The 23,083-nt window shown below is 53.3% G+C and carries 23 protein-coding genes, 1 tRNA gene and 1 other RNA gene; 4 read left to right on the forward strand and 21 right to left on the reverse strand.

From position 1 onward, the window contains the following. Positions 1 to 9: 9 nt before the first annotated feature. Positions 10 to 843, forward strand: a complete 834-nt coding sequence (csgG, locus tag ICA20_RS15310; RefSeq protein WP_003036082.1) for a curli production assembly/transport protein CsgG — start codon at positions 10 to 12, stop codon at positions 841 to 843. 46 nt (positions 844 to 889) lie between these two features. Here csgG and ICA20_RS15315 read toward each other — a convergent pair whose 3' ends face one another. From ICA20_RS15315 to ghrA, 4 genes are all read right to left on the reverse strand, one after another. Beyond that, on the reverse strand, positions 890 to 1,372 hold the full coding sequence (locus ICA20_RS15315) for a DUF1097 domain-containing protein (RefSeq protein ID WP_038639615.1): 483 nt from the start codon (positions 1,370 to 1,372) through the stop codon (positions 890 to 892). A 101-nt stretch (positions 1,373 to 1,473) separates the two neighbouring features. After that, positions 1,474 to 2,028: a molecular chaperone gene (locus tag ICA20_RS15320; RefSeq protein WP_038639611.1), complete on the reverse strand. Its 555-nt coding sequence runs from the start codon at positions 2,026 to 2,028 to the stop codon at positions 1,474 to 1,476. A 23-nt stretch (positions 2,029 to 2,051) separates the two neighbouring features. Next, positions 2,052 to 2,789 carry a phosphatase gene (locus ICA20_RS15325; protein ID WP_038639608.1) on the reverse strand — a complete coding sequence of 246 codons (738 nt, stop codon included), beginning with the start codon at positions 2,787 to 2,789 and terminating at the stop codon, positions 2,052 to 2,054. Positions 2,790 to 2,875: 86 nt separating this feature from the next. Beyond that, positions 2,876 to 3,814 carry a glyoxylate/hydroxypyruvate reductase GhrA gene (ghrA, locus tag ICA20_RS15330; protein WP_038639605.1) on the reverse strand — a complete coding sequence of 313 codons (939 nt, stop codon included), beginning with the start codon at positions 3,812 to 3,814 and terminating at the stop codon, positions 2,876 to 2,878. A 235-nt stretch (positions 3,815 to 4,049) separates the two neighbouring features. On the opposite strand from ghrA, the gene ICA20_RS15335 reads away from it, so the two are divergent. Together ICA20_RS15335 and ICA20_RS15340 are read left to right on the forward strand one after the other, a co-directional pair. Continuing rightward, positions 4,050 to 4,137, forward strand: a tRNA-Ser gene (locus ICA20_RS15335). Positions 4,138 to 4,180: 43 nt separating this feature from the next. Then, a non-coding RNA gene (locus ICA20_RS15340) (RtT sRNA) lies at positions 4,181 to 4,319 on the forward strand. 147 nt (positions 4,320 to 4,466) lie between these two features. Here the strand turns inward: ICA20_RS15340 and torA are convergent. The 11 genes from torA to ccmA all read right to left on the reverse strand — a co-directional run bounded on the left by torA (position 4,467) and on the right by ccmA (position 14,962). Then, complete coding sequence (gene torA / locus ICA20_RS15345; RefSeq protein ID WP_038643104.1) at positions 4,467 to 6,962, reverse strand: trimethylamine-N-oxide reductase TorA; 2,496 nt, start codon at positions 6,960 to 6,962, stop codon at positions 4,467 to 4,469. A gap of 33 nt (positions 6,963 to 6,995) precedes the next feature. Continuing rightward, the gene (locus ICA20_RS15350; protein WP_038639603.1) at positions 6,996 to 8,159 is read right to left on the reverse strand and encodes a NapC/NirT family cytochrome c; all 1,164 of its coding nucleotides are present in this window, start codon (positions 8,157 to 8,159) and stop codon (positions 6,996 to 6,998) included. A gap of 225 nt (positions 8,160 to 8,384) precedes the next feature. Next, on the reverse strand, positions 8,385 to 9,251 hold the full coding sequence (gene ccmI / locus ICA20_RS15355; RefSeq protein ID WP_038639600.1) for a c-type cytochrome biogenesis protein CcmI: 867 nt from the start codon (positions 9,249 to 9,251) through the stop codon (positions 8,385 to 8,387). Then, positions 9,248 to 9,700 carry a cytochrome c-type biogenesis protein gene (locus ICA20_RS15360; protein WP_038639597.1) on the reverse strand — a complete coding sequence of 151 codons (453 nt, stop codon included), beginning with the start codon at positions 9,698 to 9,700 and terminating at the stop codon, positions 9,248 to 9,250. The genes ccmI and ICA20_RS15360 overlap by 4 nt, the downstream gene beginning before the upstream one ends. 11 nt (positions 9,701 to 9,711) lie before the next feature. Then, a complete protein-coding gene (locus ICA20_RS15365) occupies positions 9,712 to 10,269 on the reverse strand; it encodes a DsbE family thiol:disulfide interchange protein (protein WP_038639592.1) in 558 nt (185 codons plus the stop codon). Continuing rightward, the gene (locus tag ICA20_RS15370) at positions 10,266 to 12,221 is read right to left on the reverse strand and encodes a heme lyase CcmF/NrfE family subunit (protein ID WP_038639587.1); all 1,956 of its coding nucleotides are present in this window, start codon (positions 12,219 to 12,221) and stop codon (positions 10,266 to 10,268) included. Before ICA20_RS15370 ends, ICA20_RS15365 begins: the two co-directional genes overlap by 4 nt. Further along, positions 12,218 to 12,694, reverse strand: a complete 477-nt coding sequence (ccmE, locus tag ICA20_RS15375) for a cytochrome c maturation protein CcmE (protein WP_038639584.1) — start codon at positions 12,692 to 12,694, stop codon at positions 12,218 to 12,220. The genes ICA20_RS15370 and ccmE overlap by 4 nt, the downstream gene beginning before the upstream one ends. After that, positions 12,691 to 12,903 (reverse strand): heme exporter protein CcmD, encoded by a 213-nt coding sequence (gene ccmD, locus ICA20_RS15380; protein WP_038639581.1) that lies wholly within the window; start codon positions 12,901 to 12,903, stop codon positions 12,691 to 12,693. The genes ccmE and ccmD overlap by 4 nt, the downstream gene beginning before the upstream one ends. After that, positions 12,900 to 13,646 carry a heme ABC transporter permease gene (locus ICA20_RS15385; protein WP_038639579.1) on the reverse strand — a complete coding sequence of 249 codons (747 nt, stop codon included), beginning with the start codon at positions 13,644 to 13,646 and terminating at the stop codon, positions 12,900 to 12,902. Before ICA20_RS15385 ends, ccmD begins: the two co-directional genes overlap by 4 nt. Positions 13,647 to 13,682: 36 nt before the next feature. Then, positions 13,683 to 14,342, reverse strand: coding sequence for a heme exporter protein CcmB (gene ccmB, locus ICA20_RS15390; RefSeq protein ID WP_038639576.1), 660 nt, complete (start codon positions 14,340 to 14,342; stop codon positions 13,683 to 13,685). Next, on the reverse strand, positions 14,339 to 14,962 hold the full coding sequence (gene ccmA, locus ICA20_RS15395; protein ID WP_038639573.1) for a cytochrome c biogenesis heme-transporting ATPase CcmA: 624 nt from the start codon (positions 14,960 to 14,962) through the stop codon (positions 14,339 to 14,341). Before ccmA ends, ccmB begins: the two co-directional genes overlap by 4 nt. A gap of 374 nt (positions 14,963 to 15,336) precedes the next feature. Between ccmA and ICA20_RS15400 the strand changes: the two genes are divergently transcribed. Continuing rightward, positions 15,337 to 15,630: a YciI family protein gene (locus ICA20_RS15400; protein ID WP_038639571.1), complete on the forward strand. Its 294-nt coding sequence runs from the start codon at positions 15,337 to 15,339 to the stop codon at positions 15,628 to 15,630. Positions 15,631 to 15,679: 49 nt separating this feature from the next. Here the strand turns inward: ICA20_RS15400 and phoH are convergent, their stop codons facing one another. From phoH to putP, 6 genes are all read right to left on the reverse strand, one after another. Continuing rightward, the gene (gene phoH, locus ICA20_RS15405; RefSeq protein WP_006685183.1) at positions 15,680 to 16,468 is read right to left on the reverse strand and encodes a phosphate starvation-inducible protein PhoH; all 789 of its coding nucleotides are present in this window, start codon (positions 16,466 to 16,468) and stop codon (positions 15,680 to 15,682) included. Next, entirely contained in the window at positions 16,447 to 16,743 is a 297-nt protein-coding gene (locus ICA20_RS15410; RefSeq protein WP_038639568.1) for a hypothetical protein, read from the reverse strand. Before ICA20_RS15410 ends, phoH begins: the two co-directional genes overlap by 22 nt. A gap of 246 nt (positions 16,744 to 16,989) precedes the next feature. Continuing rightward, a complete protein-coding gene (gene efeB, locus ICA20_RS15415) occupies positions 16,990 to 18,273 on the reverse strand; it encodes an iron uptake transporter deferrochelatase/peroxidase subunit (protein WP_038639565.1) in 1,284 nt (427 codons plus the stop codon). A gap of 5 nt (positions 18,274 to 18,278) precedes the next feature. Then, entirely contained in the window at positions 18,279 to 19,406 is a 1,128-nt protein-coding gene (efeO, locus tag ICA20_RS15420; RefSeq protein WP_038639562.1) for an iron uptake system protein EfeO, read from the reverse strand. Positions 19,407 to 19,464: 58 nt separating this feature from the next. After that, positions 19,465 to 20,298 carry an iron uptake transporter permease EfeU gene (gene efeU, locus ICA20_RS15425; protein WP_038639559.1) on the reverse strand — a complete coding sequence of 278 codons (834 nt, stop codon included), beginning with the start codon at positions 20,296 to 20,298 and terminating at the stop codon, positions 19,465 to 19,467. Between the two features lie 950 nt (positions 20,299 to 21,248). Then, the gene (gene putP, locus ICA20_RS15430; RefSeq protein WP_038639556.1) at positions 21,249 to 22,757 is read right to left on the reverse strand and encodes a sodium/proline symporter PutP; all 1,509 of its coding nucleotides are present in this window, start codon (positions 22,755 to 22,757) and stop codon (positions 21,249 to 21,251) included. Positions 22,758 to 23,083: the final 326 nt, after the last annotated feature.

Here is a 23,083-nt window from a genome sequence, read left to right on the forward strand (position 1 = left end):
GAAAATATCATGCAGCGCTTACTTATCATGGTGGCAGTAATTTTACTCAGCGGATGCTTAACCGCCCCGCCTCAAGAGGCCGCTAAGCCGACATTAATGCCCCGAGCCCAAAGCTATAAAGATTTGACGCATCTACCCATGCCTACAGGTAAGATATTTGTGTCGGTATACAACATTCAGGATGAGACTGGCCAGTTTAAGCCTTACCCGGCAAGTAACTTCTCTACCGCCGTCCCGCAAAGCGCCACGGCTATGCTCGTCACCGCATTGAAGGATTCTCGTTGGTTCGTCCCGCTGGAACGTCAGGGGTTACAGAACTTGCTTAACGAACGAAAAATCATTCGTGCGGCTCAGGAAAACGGTACGGTTGCCATTAACAACCGGATCCCGCTCCAGTCTCTGACCGCCGCAAACGTCATGGTGGAAGGGTCAATTATTGGTTATGAAAGCAACGTTAAATCAGGTGGTGTCGGCGCGCGCTATTTCGGTATAGGCGCCGATACGCAATACCAGCTTGACCAGATAGCGGTAAACCTGCGTGTGGTTAACGTCAGTACCGGTGAGATCCTCTCATCGGTGAATACCAGCAAAACCATTCTGTCTTATGAAGTGCAGGCAGGGGTGTTCCGCTTCATTGACTACCAGCGTCTGTTGGAGGGTGAAATTGGTTATACCTCTAACGAACCGGTTATGCTTTGTCTGATGTCAGCAATTGAAACCGGCGTTATCTTCCTGATTAATGACGGAATAGATCGCGGGTTGTGGGATTTGCAGGATAAGAAACAAGTTGATAATGACATCTTGGTTAAATACCGCCATATGTCGGTACCGCCAGAATCCTGATGGGTCGTTACAGCATAAAAAGCGTGAGGGAAGCCTCACGCTTGTTTTATTTACTGGTCGGGGTTGGCGATATCCTGTTTTCACGGCGTGACGCCAGCCACAAGCCGCTATTTTTCATCGCATAGCCAAATACCAGACCCAGCGCCAAAGATGGCACGACCAGTCGCCAGTCCCCCTGCCCTGCAAACGTTGCACAAGCCCCAATAAACGTGCCCGGCACGAATGAAAGCAACCATTGCTTTGCCTGAATACACATCAAAAACGCGACAATTCCCGTCATGACATAGCCGACAATATCCATATGCGGGGCAAGCGCACTGCCGTTAATAATCACCAACGCCCACACCACACCGCTTAGCAGCGTACACGCCGAGATCCACAGCCCTTTCAGCCCACCTTGCGGACAGGCAAAGTAGGCAGTGCAGCCCAGAAACCCAGCCCAGCTGAGTAAACCGAGAGAAACGGCCACCCATCCCCAGATCCCGGAGAGAATGCCCGTTGTGATTGCAATTGAGAGAAGTATGTTCATGCCGCGCATCTTAGCAGAAAAACGGCATTGGAATGAGATCGCGCACACAAATTATGCAAGTTGATAAATTGCGTTGCAGTTTAGCGTGATTTAAATCACATTTATTCGTCTGTCTCTTCCTGTAATTCGTCCCACATCGCACCAATCGCATCACGTGTCAGGGGCGCAATAGTACGCCAGAATGGCGTATTCGCATGCGCTTCAACTTTGCCCAGAAACGTGCCGCACCAGGGTAACAGGTAGTCCACAAACAAGGTTTCAAGCGCTTCGCTTTCATCTTCCGCAGACTGGTCTTCAAGCCATGAAGCCGCCAGCAACAGCGTGCCAATATGATCTGCCGGCGTATCTGCCAGCGGCATTCCCCGGGCAGACAGGAATGCACGCACATCCGATTCTTTAGCCCCTTCTACCCAGGCGCTGCGATAAGGCGGCACCGCGCAATCGTCTCCCACAAATAACGCGTTGTAATCCGCAGCCAACTGAGGCATATCGCAGCTCTTCTGCAGACGAGCCAGCAGTTCGTCCTGTTCCAGCGGCCAGTTGGCGGAGAGTTTACCTTCGCTAATCAGGGTAAACAGAGGAACCAGTAAAGGGTCCTGCGGTTGGCGGTAAAACAGCGAGCCCAGTACACGACACAGGATAGAAAACTCGTTCATTAATATATTCCAGTTAGTAACAATTACAGTTCAGCAAATTCCGCGATCGGCTCCATGCCTCGCGATTCCAGAAACGTCAGCAAGCGCTTTGGCGTAACGTTTAAAATTCGGTCTTCCGGGAAATTCACATCATCGAGTATTTTACGACATTCACCGAAATCTCCTAAGGTGAAAGCGGTATGTGAATCTGACCCTAACGCGACCCAGCCGCCGGCATCACGCACAGCCGCAGCAACAGCGCGGCAATTGTCCTCACTGCCCTTACGCGAATGCAAAAACGAAGAGTTGTTGATTTCCAACGCAACCTGGTATTTTGCCGCTGCCTGAGCAATCGCAGTAATATCGACGGGATATTTGGGGTTACCCGGGTGGCTGATGATATGGACGTTGCCACTGGCCATAGTGGCTATCATCGCCTGCGTATTCGTCTCTTTATCGTGTGGCGCAAAAACCGGCTCATGAAAGCCTGCGATAATCAGATCCAGGGAAGTGAACATCGGACCTGAACAGTCAATTTCGCCTTCAATATTTTTAATATTCGCTTCAATTCCGCGCAGGATCCCTATGCCGTCCACGACACGAGGCCAAATGCGCATATTAATAAAGTGCCAGTGGTGAGGCGCATCCGCCATGTCCGGTCCATGATCGGTAATGGCAAACAACTTGATGCCTTTGCGACGAGCTTCAGCGATGTAATCACTTAAGGTGCTGTAGGCGTGGGTGCTGGCGACGGTATGCATATGCAGGTCAACGGGATACATAACTCTCTCCTGTAGTCATTTTCCGTCAAGGATAGCAGGTATCGCCGCCATTTATTAGCTGAAACCCGGCAGATGCCGGGTTGGCATTAGTATCCCCGTACGCGATCGACCTGACCCGTAACGGCTTTGCCACTTTCCAGATTGAAAATTGTACGGGAGATATAATCCACCGCTTCCGCCGGACGGGTAACGGCGGCGATATGCGGCGTCATGGCCACCCGTGGATGTTTCCAAAGCGGGCTGGTTTCCGGCAGCGGTTCACGGCTATAGACATCCAGCATGGCGCCTTTCACCTTGCCGCTTTCCAGCGATGCCAGAAGATCGTCTTCATTGAGATGAACGCCACGCGCCAGGTTCAGCACATAAGCGCCATCCTGTAACTGGCTAAGTAAACCAGCGTTAATGATGCCCACAGTTTCTGCCGTATTGGGTAGAAGATTGATAAGCACGCGAGTTTGACTCAAAAACGCACCCAGCTCTTCGGTACCGGCAAAGCTTTCCACGCCAGGCCAGGATTTACGCGTACGACTCCAGCAGCGCAGCGGGAACCCCCATGACTGCAAACTCTCGGCAACTTTCGCACCCAGGACCCCGGCCCCCATGATCCCGATGGTGAACTCATCGCGGGTATACTCTGGCAATGGTTGCCATTTCGCCTGATTTTTTAACGCCTGGTAATCATCAAAGCGACGAAACCAGTGCAACACCTGACTTACCGCATATTCCTGCATTTGCAGGCCCATACCCGTATCTTCCAGACGGAAAAGCGGGATCGAGGTATCCAACATTTCCGGGTGAGCGTTTAGCTTACTGAGAATGGAATCGACGCCAGCACCCAGCGCAAATACGGCTTTTAATTTTCGTCCCGCGAGCATTTCAACCGGCGGATGCCAAACCAGCGCATAGTCAGCATGCGCATTATCACCCGCTTTCCACTCACGGACGTTCGCGCCTGGTATTGCTTTTGCCAGCGCATTAATCCACCAGGATGTTTCGAATGTTGGGTGATAAAAAATTATATCCATTTTGTCTCCTGAGCATTGCTATGCGGAACTTTCTCGCACTTATTATCATCATTTTTCGAGGGATCCTCAGAGTAGCAAATTTTAGGATGCTGGCAAAAAAAACAATTCCCGCTTATTTAAGCTCCAGATTGTTTGAAGTTTGTGTAAATGCACGTTTTTTTCAAAAAGTTGATTGACGCCGGGACGGTATTTCCCTAAATTAGCGCCCGTTCCGGTAGCGCAGGAACAACAATATGGTGAGGTGTCCGAGTGGCTGAAGGAGCACGCCTGGAAAGTGTGTATACGGCAACGTATCGGGGGTTCGAATCCCCCCCTCACCGCCATATTTTAAGAAGAGCTCGTACGCAAGTACGGGCTTTTTTTTCGTATATTGCACGCCTGCGGGGGATGAGAAGCCCCGACCGGGGTTCGACTGCTGGCGCAGCCAGCTGGACAGACCGGGAGCATCGCGAACGGGCTGCCCCGAAGGGGCGAGCAAAGCGAGTCAATCCCCCCCTCACCGCCATATTTTAAGAAGAGCTCGTACGCAAGTACGGGCTTTTTTTCGCATATTGCACGCCCGTGGGGTTCGACTGCTGGCGTAGTGAGAATTAAAAGAAACGGCCCCTCTCACCACTGGCAAGAGGGGCCGTTCGTTATGACCGGCTGTCGATTATGCGCCTACTGGCACATTATGCGCGGTGTTTTGCAGCACCGGTCCGGTATATTTCTCGATCTGCAACTGTGACATCTGCCCGCAGTTCCCCTGCGCCAGGCTGGAGGAACCGACGTCAAAGGTCAGGCAGTTGACGTTACCGTTCTTGCACAGCGAACCAGGCTGTGACGGATCGGCCGGGTCAAACCACGCCCCTTCGCTGATCCGCACCACCCCTTCACGGACGTTATCGGTAATCACTGCCCCAACCAGGATCTGCCCGCGATCGTTAAAGGCACGAACCAAATCGCCCGCACTAATGCCACGTGCGCTGGCATCCTTCGGATGGATCCAGATAGCCTCACGGTCGGCTACTGCATACTTCTTACGTAGCGGCGTGTTGTCGAGCTGAGAGTGTAGACGGTTAATCGGGTGACCGGTATTCAGCGACAGCGGGTATTTCGCTGCTTCCGGCCCGCGATACCACTCGTGAGGCGGCATCCAGGTCGGGATCGCTTTACAGTCCTCGTAGCCCATTTTGGCAATGGCATCAGAATAGATTTCGATTTTGCCGGACGGGGTACCCAGTGGATTAAGCAGCGGGTTCTCGCGGAAATCAGCAAAGCGTACCCACTGTTTATTCTCTTCCGGAATCGGGAAGCGGATATAGTTGTTGGACGCCCAGAACATATCAAACGGCGGCAGCGCCACGCGTGCGTTACGCGCCTGAGCTTTCATGTCGTCATACATGCCTTTTAACCATAACATCTCATCTTTACCTTCGGTAAAGGCGTCGTGTACGCCGAGGATCTCGGCAATACCGGCAAAGACGTCAAAGTCATTTTTCGCTTCATGCTGCGGCGGCACACACTGGCGTAGCGGGAAGACGTAGAGCTGCGAGTAGTCGCCGCCCATGTCCAAATCGTTACGTTCATAGGTCGTGGTAACCGGCAGCACGATATCAGCATGTTTCGCTGTTGCCGTCCAGTAAGGTTCGTTGACGACCACGGTCTCCGGGTTCTGCCAGGCTTTGACCAGGTTATTGGTATCCTGATGCTGGTGGAAGGTATTCCCCCCCGCCACGTAGACCATTTTAATATCCGGGTAGGTCACTTTCGTGCCGTTATAATCAATGGTCTTGCCAGGGTTCGCCAGCGCATCGGCAATACGCGCTACCGGGAACGGTGTAATGTCTTTTGCCGCCGGAGAGGTTGGGCTACCCGCCGAAATCCCGGCAAGAATGCCGCCGCGCGCGGTCGGACTACCGCCGGAAGAGTAGTGATAGCTAAAGCCGAAGCCGCCGCCAGGCAGACCAATCTGCCCCAGCATCGACGCCAGGGTCACCATCATCCAGTGCGCCTGCTCGCCGTGATGTTGGCGCTGAATGCCCCAGCCGCCCATGATCATGGTGCGGTGTTTTGCCATATCGCGCGCCAGCTGTTTGATCACCTCGGCGTCAACACCGCTGATGTCCGCCGCCCAATTGGCGTCTTTCACAATACCGTCGTCCTGACCGGTCAGATACGCTTCAAACTTATCGAAGCCGACGGTATAGGTTTTCAGGAAGTCAGCGTTATGCAGTTTTTCCACCAACAGCGTATGGGCAATCCCCGCCATCAGCGCACAGTCGGTATAGCTGTGCGGGCCAATCCACTCGGCACCCAGCATGCGGGCGCTGTCGCTGTGCACCGGATCGATACAGATCATCCGGGTGCCTTTTTTCTTCAGCGCTTCAAAACCAGTCTGGCTGACGTGATCCGGCAGGTTCCAGCTGTTTTTAAGCGTGATCATAGGGTTACAGCCAATCATCACCACCAGCTCGGTGTTTTCAATGACGTTCGGCCATGCGGTCTGCTGCTCGTAAACCTCAACAGAGCCCACTACATGCGGCATAATTACCTGTGCGGCACCGGTCGAGTAGTCGCCGGAGTAGCCGACAAAACCGCCTGCCAGGTTCATCATGCGCTGCAGTAGCGTTCTTGGGTTGTGGAACATCCCCACGCTTTTCCAGCCATAAGAGCCCGCATAGATAGAGGACGGTCCGTGCTCTTTCTGCAGACGGCTGATTTCACCGGCCACCAGATGCAGCGCCTTATCCCAGCTCACGCGCACCCACTCATCGCGGCCACGCAGCTCTGGTTTACAGTCTTTCGCGCCGCCTTCCAGCCAGCTTTTACGCACCATCGGGTACTTGATGCGGTTTTCGGCATACACCTGATAAGGTGCCATGGTAATCAGTTCGTTCGGATACGGATCGTCTTTCACCGGACGAACGTCAACCATTTTTCCATCGCGGACAATCGCTTCAAACGCGCCCCAGTGGGCGCCGGTCAGAATGCCGCTTTCCGCCTGGCGTAACGCTACAAACTGCGGCAGCGCCTGGCTTATCGCTTCGGCCAGCGCCGAGCGTGGCCACATTCCCGCCAGCAGCGGTGCCGCCATTAAAGCTCCGGCACCAGCCAGAAAACGGCGACGAGTCAGATTCATACCTGCTTCCTGGCTCTGCTCCGCCATGTCATGGTCATTATTCTTTTTCATCATGGCTCCTTATTTTTTGTCCTGATCGGCTGCTGCGGGCATGTCGCTCGCGTGTTTTTGTACGTACTGGGTCAGAAGACGAACCTGTTCCTGCGTCAGCGACGTACGACCGGACATGCCTTTAACCACCCCAATCCACTGGTTGGCGTTAAAGCGATTCAACTCGGTAAGACCGTGGCAACCGGTACAGTTGTTAGCCATGAGTTCGGAAGCGTAGCTCCAGATTTTTTGTTGATCGCCAATCAGACTTTTCGCCGGCAGCCAGACCTGCAGATCGACTTCATGCCAGACCTGTTTCGTCTCTTCATCGGTTACCGTGCTGTTCACTTTCAACGCTTTACGCGCTTCCTCACCCAGCAGGGCGCTCATGATGCGTTTACCACGCGCGGCGTAGAACGCCTCGGTGACGCCATCCTGCTGCCAGCCTTTGACGTCAGCCAGTACCATATCACCGTCACGTTTCACTACCTGCACTTCGGTGGAAGCCATCAGGTTACCGTCGTTATGATCGGTTGTTTTCTCACTAAGCCAGAACGGTTGGGTTTGAATGGTGTACAACGTGGTCGCCGTTGCCGGCGTTTTCGCTGCCGCATTCGCCAGTTCGCTCGCCCCTGCTGCCGCCAGGCCACTCATGTTCGGCAGAATGTGCGCGACCCCTTTATGACAATCGATACAGGTTTGGCCCTCTTTGATCGCTACCGGGTGCTGCTTACGGGCTTCAGGCGTTTGCACCAGTATATCCATCGCTTTGTAGTCGTGGCAGGAACGACAGGTTGCCGAGTCGTTCTTCTTCAACCCATCCCAGACGCTCTGGGCCATCGCGAGCTTATGCGCCTCGTATTTTTCTGGGGTATCGATTTTGCCGGTCATTTCACCCCAGACATCTTTCAGGGCGCCAATTTTGGTCAGCATATAATCGATCGGTTGGTGGGGAACGTGGCAATCGGCACACTCGGCGCGAATACCTTTATTGTTCTGGAAATGCACACTGCCCTGATATTCCGCCAGAGGTTGTTGCATGGTATGACACGACACGCAGAATTCAGTGTCGCTGGTTTTATGCATGATAGTTGCCGTACCCGCCAGCAGCACGACACCAATAATGATCCCAACCAGCAGGGCGATAAATATAATTTTTCGCCTACCTGAACGTTCCAGTGAAAGTTTTCTCATCTTATTATTTAACCCTTTTCCTAAAATAAAGACGCAATAGTCCTTGCCACATGACAATCGCTATATAAAAATATTTATAGCGATTACCGTCATCTTCTACTCCAACAATGCTTATGGAAGTTTGATTCTGCGGGCTAATCATCAGAGGTTGATTAGCCGATAATTTCAGCGTGGTATCACATTGCAAATCGAACAAACCTTCGCGCAAATGTTGATATATTTTGATTATTTCAGTGTAGCGATTTGTTCTTTTTTCGCGCGGTCGATACTACGAATAATGATCCCTCGTTGGCTATCGTCCGGCGGTAACAGTTTCAGCATCAGTTGCCATGCTGCTATCGCTTTATCATATTGTTGATGCTCAAAGGCGTTAAACGCCACAAGACTGAGTACCCGTACATCGTTATGGTTATTTTTAAGCAACGTATCAAGCAACTGCTGGGCTTCACGGCTATCATTCGGATCCGTAGAGTGCAGCAATGCTTCGGTATAGCCCAGTTGCGCATCCGCATTTCCCGGCGCCAACTGTCGCGCTTTATCAAACGCCTGTAACGCAGCCCCGGGGTTATTCAGCACCAGTTGTAGCCTACCGAGCATCGTCCAGCTTAGCTGGTCTGCCGGATATTGCTGCAGACGAGTACGTAGCCCCAGCGCCAGGCGAAACAGCTCTTCTTCCGACAGCGGTTTCCCCTGGGGATCCATCACGCGCTGCATCAGTTGCGGCGTTTGCTGCACGACCTGCTGCCACTCAATTACACGGGGGACGTAACTCGTTCGGACGAATACCCCTACGCATAAAGAGGTTAGTATAATAACCCCGAGAATATACACCCAATAGCTACTATTTTTGTTATCCGTTTTTGGCGACTCAGGCAAATCTTCCAATAAATTCAAGCGTAAATCGTCAACCAACTGCTGTTGCTGAGCCGCATTTACCGGAGAAATGTCTTCATCAAGCTCCTGAAGACGCGCACGAAAAATCATATGATTCATCGTATTACGATCAACGCGCTGTCTGCCTGACCAGGGAATAAACAGCAGTGCCGCCGTCCCCAGCAGTAAAATCATCATGATAAGAAAAGCGACGATCATTTCAGGGTCCTTTTATTTTCATCGAGAAGCGCTTGCAAACGCGCCTGCTCATGCGGACTGAGTTCCGTTTCCCGCGCTGCCCGCGGGCGACGGCTTAAACGGAAAATGACCAGCGCGCCGCCCAGTACAAAACAGGCGGGCAACAGCCAGAGGATCAGCGTCGCCAACGTTACCGGCGGCTCATAGGTGACGAAGTTACCGTAGCGCGCCACCATATAATCGGTAATTTGCTGATTGCTTTGTCCCTCCTCCATCAGTTGCCAGACTTTTTTACGCATATCGGCGGCAATCATCGAATTGGAGTCGGCAATACTGTTGTTTTGGCATTTCGGGCAGCGCAGTTGCGCGGTCAGTTGGCGGAACTGTTGCTCCTGAGCCTCATTTTTAAACGGATAAGTGTCAATCGCCGCCAGCGCCTGAAACGATAGCAACGCCGTCAGCAACGTCATTAGCAAAAATCTCACGCGCTGCCCTCCCGACTGTATTTATTCCACAACGGCAGGATTTCCTGCTGCCATACCTGTTCGTTCAGATCGCCTGCATGGCGGTAGCGAATAATGCCTTTGCCGTCGATAAGAAAGGTTTCCGGCGCACCGTAGACACCGAGATCCAATCCCAGCATACCGTCACCATCAAACACCCCCTGCGCGTACGGATTACCCAGCTCCTGCAGCCAGTCCAGCGCCTTCTGGCGATCGTCTTTATAGTTAATGCCCACGATGCGAATACCCTGCGCCGCGAGGGAACGCAGGTATTGGTGCTCCGCGCGGCAGGTTGGACACCAGGTCGCCCAGACGTTAAGCAGCACCGGCTTACCGTTGATAATACTGGACGCGTCCAGCATCATGTCAGGCTTCTCCAGCGACGCCAGATGAAACGCGGGGAGCGGTTTGCCAACCAGCGCCGACTCCAGCGCCGTCGGGTCATCGCCGTCGCTATTGCGCAGCAGTTGCCACATCAGCGCCGCCACCAGAACCAGAAAGATAACCAGCGGCAGATAAAGGACTTTGCGGTTCATTGTGCGTTCTCCGGCAGCGATTTACGTAAGCGGTAGCGCGGGTCCAGAATGCACAATACGCCACCAAGCGCCATTAACATTCCGCCAAACCAGATCCAGCGAACAAACGGTTTGTAGTACAGGCGCACCGCCCAACTGCCGTCATCCAGTTCTTCACCCAGCGCGGCATACAGATCGCGCACCAACCCGCCGTCGATGGCGGCCTCGGTCATCTCCATCCGGCTGCTGCTGTAGACGCGTTTTTCTGCCCGCAGCGTGCTGATATGCCGCCCGTCCTGCGAGACGTCAATCACCGCTTCACCGCCAAAATAGTTCGGACCTGTAATGTCCTGAACGTCGCGGAAGACAAAGTGATATTGATGAATATCGACGCTATCGCCCGGCTTCATACGCACATCGCGCTCAATGCTATAGTTCTGGCTAAAGGCGATGCCAATCACCGTCACCACCAGCCCGACATGCCCAGCCACCATCCCCCAGTGGCTGCGCCCCAGGCGAGTTAGCCCGCGCCAGAAGGTATGGCGATCGGTAGCGCGTTCCACTACCTCCATCACTGTCAGAACCAACGCCCACAGCGACATCAGCAGACCAAGCACGGTCATCGCCTTAATATGGTCCTGTATCAGCCACGGCAGCACCACGGCCAGCACAATCGACACCAGCGCCGCAACCAGCAGCCGCTTACGCAGCTTATGCAATTCATCGCGCCGCCAGCGCACCAGTGGCCCAATCCCCAACAGTAGCGAGAAGGGAATCATCAGCACGATAAACAGCGAATTAAAGAATGGTTCACCAATTGAGATACTACCCAGCCCCAATAATTTATGAATCAGCGGCAGTAGTGTGCCCAACAGCACCACCAACATCGCGGCGATCAGCAGGACGTTATTCCCCAACAGCAGCGACTCGCGCGACCACAGCTCATGGTGTACCCGAGAGCGCACCTTCCCGCCTTTAATGGCAAATAGCAGCAGCGAGCCGCCGATGGTGATCACCAGCAGCGCCAAAATAAACAGGCCGCGCGTCGGATCAGAGGCGAATGAGTGTACAGAGATGAGCACCCCGGAACGCACCAGGAAGGTGCCGAGCAGGCAGAGCGAGAAGGCGAGGATTGCCAGCAGCACGGTCCAGGATTTGAAGCTACCCCGCTTCTCCGTTACTGACAGTGAGTGAATCAGCGCCGTGCCGGCCAGCCACGGCATCAGCGAGGCGTTTTCGACCGGATCCCAGAACCACCAACCGCCCCAGCCCAGCTCGTAGTATGCCCAGGCAGAACCCAACACGATGCCCACCGTCAGGAAGCTCCACGCCGCCAGCGTCCACGGACGCGACCAGCGCGCCCAGGCGCTGTCCAGACGTCCGGTCATTAACGAGGCGATGGCAAAAGCAAAGGCGACGGAAAAACCCACGTACCCCATGTACAGCATCGGTGGATGAAAAATCAGTCCAATATCCTGCAGCATCGGATTCAGATCGCGGCCCTCAATCGGAAAGTCCGGCAGCGTGCGTACAAACGGATTCGAGGTCAGCAGGATGAACACCAGGAAGCAGAAGGAGATCATCCCCATCACCGCCAGCACGCGGGATGATGCTTCCAGGGGAATGTTGCGGCTCAGCGCCGCCACAGCAAAGGTCCAGCCGCTCATCAGTAGCACCCACAGCAGCAGCGACCCTTCGTGCGCCCCCCAGGTAGCCGCCACGCGATACCATACCGGCAGCAGCGTATTCGAGTTGCTGGCGACATACTGAACGGTGAAATCATTCACCACAAAAGCATAAACCAGTATCAGAAATGACCCGAGGATCGCCGCAAACATGGCGAACGACAGCGGTTTCGCCAGCGCCATCATCCGCGTATCCTGGCGCATCGCGCCCCAGGTCGGATACAGCCCGAGCAGGCAGGAAATACCCAGCGCCAGGCACAGCAGAAAATGCCCAATTTCAGGGATCATTGCGCGGCTCCTTGTTGATTCCCGGCAGAGTGATGATTTTCATCCATCGCCTCTTTAATCTCCGGAGGGGTATAGTTTTCATCATGTTTCGCCAGCACCTCTTTGGCGCGAATATGGGTACCGTCTTGCAGTGTTCCTTGTGCCACCACTCCCTGCCCTTCTCTGAACAGCGCTGGCAGGATCCCCGTATAGCTCACCTCTACCACGCCGCGCGCATCGTAGAGCTTAAAGGTCACGTCCAGCGTTTTATCGTCACGCTTCACGCTGCCGGGCATCACCATGCCGCCAATGCGCAGGCGCTGTCCCGGTTCCGGCTTCTGGCCATTTTCCCGCTTGCCGTAAATGATTTCCCCCGGCGTATAGAAGAGATCGATATTGGCGCTGAGCGCATACATCACCAGTCCGACCGTCAGCGCCAGTCCTCCCAACACGCTACAGGCAAGCCAGAGTCGTACCTTACGCCGCGGATTCACAACGCCTCTCCTTTTTTACGCGCCGCCAGCATCCGGCGCTCGCGCGCCATTTGACGCTGTACGTCAGTCAGCAGCGCCCTGCGCTGCCAGCAGGCATGCCAGACCACAACCAGCAGCGAGAGCGCCGTCACGGCAACCGCCAGCCAGACATAAAAGGCGTAGCCGCCCATCTGCCAGAAATCACTCCAGGAGTGGAAAGCGCTGGTCATGAATTAACCTCGCTCTTGCGCCCGGAAACCAGCTGCGCCACCCATGGGCGACGACGTTCCTGCAGCAGAATCAAATTACGCATACGCATTAATGTCAGAGTAATAAAAAGGAATAAGAAGCCGAAAATCGTTAAACGCAACGGCATACGCATAGATGGATCGATGGTTTTCTGCATATTGGTCGACCCCTGATGCAGGGTGTTCCACCATTCAACGGAAAAATGAATAATCGGCAAATTGACCACCCCGACCAGAACGAGGATCCCGGCGGCGCGCCCGGCCAGGCGGCGGTCGTCAAAGGCGTGATACAAGCCAATCACGCCGACATATAAGAACAGCAGCACCAGCTCGGAGGTCAGACGCGCATCCCACACCCACCAGGTTCCCCACATTGGTTTGCCCCAGGCCGAACCGGTGACCAGCGCGATGAAGGTATAGACAGCGCCGGGAAGCGCCATCGCAATCACCGCATTGTCCGCCATTTTCATTTGCCAAATCAGGCCCACAAAGGCGGTCACCGCCATCGAGCCATAAATCCCCATCGACCAGATAGCCGCGGGCACATGCAGATACATGATGCGATAGCTTTCGCCCTGCTGATAATCCGCTGGGGCGTAGACAAAGCCCCAGATACAGCCCACCACCAGAAACAGCGCGCTCAGGATAGCCATTGCCGGAATAAATCGCCCGCAGACCTTATACAACCGCTCTGGAATGGCGAGTTGGTGTAACGCTTTCCACATTTTTTCTTTGCCTCATATTCCGGGAGATGACGGGAGTTATTGCACGCTGATTCGTAACGCTGCTGCAGTGGCGAACGGACTTAAGGTGGCGCTTCCTGCCAGGAAGGCCCCGAGGATCGCCAGATAGCCGTCAACCGGCAGCAGCATCTGCGCCGCGCCCACGGCGGCGGTCGCAAAAATTAATAAAGGGATCATCAGCGGCAGCACCAGCAGGCTGAGCAATACGCCGCCGCGCCGCAATCCGACGGTCAGCCCGACGCCAATCGCGCCAATAAAACTGAGCGTGGGCGTACCCAACAATAGCGTAAGCGCCAGCACTTGCCACTCCGCAACGGAGAGGCCGAACAGCGTGGCGATAAGCGGCGAAATGATTAACAGCGGTAGCCCGGAAACCACCCAGTGCGCGGCGACTTTCGCCAGCACCACCAGCGAAAGCGGGACTGGCATTAGTATCATCTGCTGCAACGAACCGTCCAGCCAGTCATCACGAAACAGTCGATCCATTGCCAGCAGCGAGGAGAGTAACGCTGCTACCCAGACGATGCCGGGGGCAATTTGCCGCAGCAACTGCGGCTCCGGGCCAATACTGAGTGGAAACAGCGTGACGATAATCAGGAAAAACCACAGCGGGTTGATAATTTCGGCACAGTTACGAAAGGCAAGACGCAGGTCGCGCCAGAAAATCTGCGTGATCATGCCACAGCCGCCTCATACTCATTGAGCGTAATCGTGCGCAACGGGACGCAGAGAGGCCGTAAAGGTTGATGGGTTGTCAGAATAACTGCGCCGCCATGGACGACATGCTGCTCCAGTCGTGTGGTCAGTTTTTGCACGCCAGCCACGTCCAGCGCAGTAAAAGGTTCATCTAAAATCCAGAACATTGCGCGGCTGAGCCACAGCCTGGCCAGCGCTACGCGCCGCTGCTGCCCGGCAGAAAGCTGAGCCACAGCCACATCTTCAAAACCGACCAGTCCGACCTGCTCCAGCGCTTGCCAGCGCGTCTCAAGCGACGCCTGCGGGTGATAAAAACGCAAATTTTCCTCCGCCGTCAGCCCCCCTTTTACGCCAACCTGATGGCCAAGCCACAACAGTTGACGATGCCAGTCGTCACGCATCCGATGCAGCGGTTTTCCCTGCCACAAAATCTGCCCTTCGCTCGGCGTTGATAATCCGGTTAGTAGCTGTAATAAAGAGGTTTTTCCTGCCCCATTAGGACCCGATATTTGGACAACTTCGCCGGGCTGAATAGAACATGATAGGCGGCAAAAGAGTAGACGTTCATCCCGCAGGCACGCAATATTTTTTAATTCAAGCATTAGAAGGCGGATCCAGTTCGGGAGCGCAGCGTATTCAAGGATCTATAGTATAGCGAAAGTATGCGTTTCAGTTTGCCAAATATGTTAAAAAATATAAAACGCTCATGATCTGGAACATTATCGTAATATTTATCTCATCACGAATGTTTCATGATTATTAATAATAACTCGCCGATTAAGCGATAGCCGCCATTTTTTCGCCAGCCATCAACCATGCCAACCCATCCGCCCCCTACAAGTGTACAATTAACAGACATAAATGCTGCATATGCATTTTTAATATTAAAATTTAGGAAGGACAGTGTTGATATTAATCTTTTCTCTCCCTGGTTATATGCTACGTTAATACACTTTCAAAAAGCAGGGACAATAAAATGAGTGTTATTTATGTTGTTGTATTAACCTATATAAAACCGTTGAAAGACGTCGATAGCCTACTTCCTGCCCACGTGGATTGGCTGCAAAAAGGCTATGCGGAAGGTTTATTCCTGGCATCAGGCCGCAAAACTCCACGTTCCGGTGGTGTGATATTGGCAAAATGTGATAACGCTGAGAAATTAGAACACTATCTGAGTCAGGATCCCTTCCAGCAGGCTGGCGTCGCGAAAGTTGAGTTGATCCCATTTGAAGCAACCATGACGGCTGCCGCCTTAAAAGATATTCTGTAATACCGCAAAACAAAGCCCGGTTTCCCGGGCCTTGAAGACGGCGTACTCATCAGTTGTAAGCGTTGAGCGTTCGCTGACAGAGCGCCGAGCGAACGCAATCATCTTTATTGAAACGAACGATCCCAACCATTTCATCTTCTTCGAAACGGGCCAGCGCATCGCTTAGCCCTGAGCGAACGTGGGCGGGTAGATCGCACTGGGTTACATCCCCATTCACAATCACCGTCACATTTTCCCCGAGGCGAGTCAAAAACATCTTCATTTGCGCAGCAGTAACATTCTGAGCCTCGTCAAGAATGACCACGGCATTTTCAAATGTTCGTCCACGCATATAGGCGAACGGCGCGATTTCCACCTTACCAATCTCAGGTCGCAGGCAATATTGCATAAAGGAGGCTCCCAGACGTTTCACCAGCACGTCATACACCGGGCGGAAATAGGGAGCGAACTTCTCGGAAACATCTCCAGGTAAGAAGCCGAGATCTTCATCAGCTTGCAGAACCGGACGGGTTACAATAATCCTGTCCACATCTTTGTGGATCAGCGCCTCTGCTGCTTTTGCCGCGCTGATCCAGGTTTTACCACACCCGGCTTCACCGGTGGCGAAGATCAGCTGTTTACTCTCGATAGCATTCAGGTAGTGCGCCTGAGCCTCATTTCGCGCCGTGATTGGCGTGGCATCGCGACTATCACGCGCCATTCCGATCGCTTCTACGCCGCCCATCTGCACAAGCGAGGTGACCGATTCATCTTCACGTTGCTTATGGCTACGCGAGTCCCGCCTCAGCACCCGTTTTGCTTCGCGACGAGCTTTGATCACTGCTTTTTGTCTTCCCATGGATAGCACCTTGAGTTGTAGGTATACATCACACGCGCCGTTGGCGGCACGATTATGCGCACGAACATCTGAGGGTTGGCTTCCTTGTAAGCCATTGCTTGCTTTTGGATAAGACGCCACCCACGGCTACGCGCACCGTACAGGGCGTCAGTTACAAGGATAAAAAGTGAAAGGGGGAGAGATTTAGCGGTGACGAAGTGGCTACCGGAAGAGAAACGTCCGCGTAAGGTACTGCTGTTACTGTGAAAAACGTGTCCAGTACAGGACTTTTCCATTCGCGATCTCCATAGTGAACAACTATCACCGCCGGGAACTACCGCTGTTACTTATAAGTACATCATAATCTTTCGCTAATGCAACAATATTTTTACTTGACATTAACTTGATTTTGACTTGTCGCTACAGACAGTCTCTTGCAGAAAGATGACAAAATTATTTCATTCACAGACCGATCATAAAAAATAATTCGTTCATTCATGAAGATGTCAGTAAAAGCCCCGCCGCGCTGCGGGGCATAGATATCAAGCTTCGAGCAGACTCTGTCCGAGATAATGATCTGCGGTTTTGACACCCGGCAACGCAAAGAAGTAACCGCCACCAATTGGTTTGACATACTCCTCAAGCGCTTCACCGTTCAGGCGTTTCTGCACCGTCAGAAAACCTTTTTCCAGATCGTGCTGATAGCAGACGAACAACAGTCCCATATCAAGTTGACCGGAATTGGTCACGCCGAGCGAATAACTATAACCGCGACGCATCATCAGGCTAGACTCGGTCTCCTTCGTACGCGGGTTTGCCAGACGGATATGGCTGTCGAGCGCAATCACCTCACCTTCTGGATCGCTGGCATAGTCAGGCACATCGTGCTCATGCTGCATACCCAGCGGCGCACCGGTGTGTTTATCGCGACCAAAAATCGTTTGCTGTTCTTTCAGCGGCGTGCGATCCCAAAACTCCACGCGGAACTGAATGAGCCGCACGGCCTGATAGCTGCCGCCTTGCGCCCACGCAGGTTCGCCCTGCCCGTCCGTAACCCACACCACGTTTTGCATCAACTTCGCATCTGTAGCGTCCGGGTTCGCGGTACCGTCCTTAAAGCCAAGCAAGTTGACCGGGGTCTCTTTCCCTTTACTGCGCGCGGCGTGATCGGAAATAAATCCTTCACGTTTCCAGCGAACGCTGAGCAGATCGGGCGTATGTTTGATGATATCGCGCAGCGCGTGGATGACGGTGTCCTGTGTGTTGGCGCAAATCTGCAACAGCAGATCGCCATGGCACAGCGCTGCATCCAGAGAATCATTCGGGAAACGCGTCATTTTTTGCAGCTTTTTCGGCATCTGCGGTGTCAGACTATAGCGCTCGTCAAACAGCGAGGATCCGACCGACAACGTGATCGTCAAATTGTCTGGTGCGATGTATGCGCCAAGGATACCGGAATCCATCGGCGGTAACCGCGGATTCGGCGTATCCGGCGCAGGCCCACCGGTAGTCAGAAATGCAAATCGACGGGTTAGCAACCGGAACAGACGTTCAAGATCGGCCTTATCGCTGGCGAGAACATCGAACGCCACCAGCATCATGGATGCCTGCTGCGGCGTCAGGATCCCCGCCTGATGTTGGCCATAAAACGGCTGCACTTCACTGCGCGCATCAGGAGACAATGTTCCCGGCGCGCTTTGCTGTTTTTGCGCATGGGCAACCGGGCATCCGCCAGCCAACGCCAGCGCGCCGCCCAAAGCGCCCATCCCTTTCAACAAACGTCGGCGTGAAGGTTCGCTCACGCCGTTTTCATTATCATGCTGCATAGTGCTTAATCCAGACCCAGAACACCGCGTAATTGTGACAAGTCTTCCGCCAGCGTCGTGATTGGCCCTTTCAGCGCATTGCGATCGGCATCGGTCAGTTTGTCATAGGTTTCAAAACCGTCTTTGGTACGGTACTTGCTCAGAATGGTATCGACTTTTTTGAAGTTCGCATCCACCTTCGCCAGCAGTTCAGCATTGGATTTTTGTAACTGCGGACGCAGGAGATCGACAATTTTCTGCGCGCCATCGACGTTAGCCTGGAAATCCCACAGATCGGTATGGCTGTAGCGATCTTCTTCCCCACTGATTTTGCTGGCTGCGACTTCTTCGATCAGCCCTGCCGCGCCACCTACCACTTTAGACGGTGGGAAGGCCAGCTCGCTAATACGCGTTTGCAGGTCAAGGACATCGTGGTTTAACTGGTCGGCATACTTGTCCATCCCTTTGGTGGTATTGTCACCGAACAGCGCTTTTTCCAGACGGTGGAAGCCGGTAAATTTCGGATCGGCAGCTTTTTGTTCGTAATCATCTTCCCGCGCATCAATGCTGCCATCGAGATCGGAGAACAGTTCGGCAATCGGTTCAATACGCTCGTAGTGCTGACGCGTTGGCGCATACAAGGATTTTGCTTTTTCCACATCGCCGGCTTTAATCGCATCGGTGAAGGCTTTGGTACCCGCTACCAGTTGCGCGGTTTCTGCCGTCACGTAGGCTTTGTACTCGGTAATCGCGCCGCCCAGACTCAACAGAGCATCACTGTGCGCGGCATCCGCTGTAGCGCTTCCTTTTACGATCAATTTGCCTTTCGGGTTGGTCAACAAGCCACAGGTCATATCATATTCGCCAGGCTGCAGGTTGGCCGTCATTTTCTGGCTAAAGCCCGGCGCAATGTTTTCGCGCTCTTCAACCACCATAACGCCTTTGAGGATCTCCCACTCCAGCGCTTTCTGGCTGTGGTTCTGGATGATGAACTGCGTTTTCCCGGCGTTAACCGTGATCGTCATCGGCTCACACTGTTTATCGTTAACCGTGACTTTCACCTGCGGAATATCGGCGGCTTGTGCAGAAAAAACGGATGCAAACAGCGTGGCAATACCCAACTGCAGCGCACTACGGCGAAAATGAAACGTCATAACTTGGTCCTTTGAATAAGTATGTTGTAACTAAAAAGTATTCCGCATCGCGTTGTTTTTAAGGTGCGGTACGCGATGCCGTAGTGCCTGAACGCGGCGGTAGCGCAAAAATAATGAATGCCGGAATCAGGTAGATAAACCAGACAGCCACTTCACTCACGCTTGGCGCCTCCTGATAGCCGAAGATTCCTTCCATCAACGTGCCAAACAGCGAGTGCGTCGAAAGTATGCTGCTTATGTCAAACGCCACATCCTGAAAATGATTCCATAACCCGGCTTCGTGGAAGGCGCGGATGGCTCCAGCGGCAAGTCCGGCGGCCACCAGCAAAATGAACAGACTGGTCCACTTGAAGAATGCCCCGAGATTGAGACGAATACCGCCGAGGTAAATCAGGTAACCCAGTACCACCGCGGTGGCCAGCCCCAGCATCGCGCCCAGCGGCGGCCAGATGCCGACATCCTGCTGAAACGCCGCCAGCAGAAAGAACACCGACTCCAGCCCCTCGCGGGCGACGGCAAAAAAGACCATCATCACCAGCGCCCAGCCGTGATGGTTGCCGCGCTGCAACGCGTTATCGACAGCCTGTTCAAGCTGGACTTTGACGTTACGTGAAACTTTACGCATCCAGAACACCATCCAGGTGAGGATCACCACGGCAATGACCGCCACGATGCCTTCGAACAGCTCCTGCTCTTTTTGCGGAAATTCCCCGGTGGTTTCGTTGATGAAAATCCCTAACGCCAGGCATAACGCCGCCGCCAGCAAAACACCAATCCACATCACACCAATCCAACGACCACGCTGAGTCCGTTTCAGGTAGCTGGCAATCAGGCTGACAATCAGCGCGGCCTCTAACCCTTCGCGCAACATAATTAGAAATGGAACAAACATGCGAAGAACCCTTAAACGTTATTCTCAGTCAATTGATGCAAAGAAAAGTAAATTACAGTGATAGTGATTATCATTACAGGAAAGAAAAACTCAAGCAGAATGTTTTGAGAATGATGACTGAATGTAAAAGGTTAGGCAGGTAATGGTTATAGCGAGCTTGCAGCGTAGGTAATAAAAGCCCCCCACATGCGTCAATGTCATTAAGTTAACGCCTCTATATCAGAAAGCATCAACCTGTATTCGCGAAGGTAATGAACATGCTATTTCAGAGGAAGAATTCCGTTCACCTCATGTACATCGTTTCTCTGAAACACCGATTCCTGTGAACGTGTAAAGGGCGTTCTCCGCCACGCCCTTTACAATCCCGGCTCCCGGCGGGAAAATTGCCGCTCCGCGGTCCCCTCCGTTTATTCCTCCAGGCGACCGGGCCGGGCGCGAGGTAGCGTCCCTGCAAAGCGCGCCCTGAGCCAGCATCCATGCTGGCTCTCCCGGCCTTACGGAAACACGTCGGCAATTTTCAGCCGGACCAGCCACACCTGACCTCCTGTGTTTTTATTTAAATATGTTGAACAGCAAAAAAGATTTTACTGAAAGTCAGAGCGTTGAAGCGATGACCCCGGTCCGGCTGAAAATCGATGAGGCGTTGACGGCTGACCGGGTCTGTCCGCAGGGATGCGGACAGAGGGGACGGCCTGCAGGGACGCAGGCTCGGCCCCGACCCGACAGGCAGACGGCATAAGACGAATAGCTCGCGCAGCGACGATTTTCCCGCCGGGAGCCTGGGATGCAAGGGAGGCGGCGGTGAGCCTCCCTTGCACGTTCACAGGTATAGCGATATCAGAGAAGCAATGCACATAAGGTGAACGGAAACTAATTCAGGGTAAAACGTTCTCCATACATGCTTAACCGAACGGTATTGCGCACGCGGCGGGCCTGAGGACAAAGGTAGATTATTCTGCCTGTAAACGAGACGGCGGCGCGGAGTGATAATGCGCGTCAGCCTCGGCAAAACGTTGCTGCATTGCGGTTGATGGCGCTTTACCCAACAGACTAAAGACGACAATACCGATGCTGCCGAAAATAAAGCCAGGGATGATTTCATACAGACCCAGCCAGGCAAACTGCTTCCAGACGATTACCGTCACCGCGCCGATGATCATCCCTGCCAGCGCGCCGTTGCGGGTCATGCGCGACCACATTACCGAGAACAGAACCACCGGACCAAACGCCGCGCCAAAGCCTGCCCAGGCGTAGCTTACCAGACCCAGTACACGGTTCTCCGGGTTGGCCGCCAGCGCGATGGACACCAGGGCCACAACCAGCACCATGATACGACCAATCCACACCAGCTCTTTCTGGCTGGCATTTTTACGCAGGAACGCTTTGTACAAATCTTCGGTGATTGCGCTGGAACACACCAGCAGTTGGCAACTTAAGGTCGACATCACCGCCGCGAGGATCGCAGACAGCAGAATACCGGCAATCCACGGGTTGAACAGGATTTGCGCCAGTTCAATAAACACACGCTCAGCGTTCTGGTTAACGGCACCTGCCAGCGATGGGTTGTTATTAAAGTAAGCGATACCGAAGAAACCAACGGCAACTGCGCCGCCCAAACACAGGATCATCCAGGTCATGCTAATACGACGTGCATGCACAATACTATGGTGAGAATCTGCCGCCATAAAGCGCGCCAGAATATGCGGCTGGCCAAAGTAGCCCAGGCCCCAACCCATCAGAGAAATGATGGCAACAAAATTCAGCCCTTTGAACATGTCTACGTTCTCAATGCTCTTTTGTTTAATCACTTCCAGCGAATCATCGAATCCACCCACGCCGATAATGACCATGACCGGCGTCAGGATCAGAGCAAAGATCATCAGGCTGGCCTGAACGGTATCAGTCCAGCTTACCGCCAGAAAACCACCGATAAAGGTATAAATGATCGTCGCAGCCGCCCCCGCCCACAGTGCTGTTTCGTAGCTCATGCCAAAGGTGCTTTCAAACAGACGCGCCCCTGCCACAATCCCTGAAGCACAATAGATGGTGAAAAACAGCAGAATAACCAGCGCGGAGATAATCCGCAGAATGCGGCTTTTATCTTCAAAGCGACCGGTAAAGTAATCCGGTAACGTCAGCGCATTGTTATTGTATTCGGTGTGTACGCGCAAACGTCCGGCCACCAGCTTCCAGTTGATCCATGCGCCCAAAATAAGGCCAATGGCGATCCAGCTTTCTGAAATCCCCGACAGGAAAATCGCGCCTGGCAGCCCCATCAGCAACCAGCCACTCATATCGGATGCGCCAGCGGATAACGCGGTCACGAATGGACCCAGACTACGTCCACCCAGAATGTAATCGTCAAAGTTTTTGGTTGAACGCCATGCAATAAACCCTATCAATATCATGCCGAAAATATAGACACAGAATGTCACTAACATCGGTGTGCTAATAGCCATCAAAACTCTCCAAAATTATGTATCAGCAATGCCGTGGCTTGCCGTTTTATTACCCTGCCGGAACGTGGCAAAGATATCTATGTTTACCAGGCGACCGTATCCTGCCGGAAGCGATGGTCATTCACAATCGATTTAACACACCATTTACATCAAAATTGATCCAGAGTAGATAGCATTTTTCTGTAGGTTGCACTCTCTCACACTTTTCTTGGTTGCACCTTTGAAAAGTGTTAACTACCGCAGAGAAAAAGATTCCGTAATTTTTATTCGCCCTGTCACGAACATCAAATTTATTAACATTTCATTCATTTTCAAGCTTGCAAACC

Source organism: Citrobacter sp. C5_2 (assembly GCF_014596845.2).
GTDB classification, from domain to species: Bacteria; Pseudomonadota; Gammaproteobacteria; order Enterobacterales; family Enterobacteriaceae; genus Citrobacter; species Citrobacter werkmanii.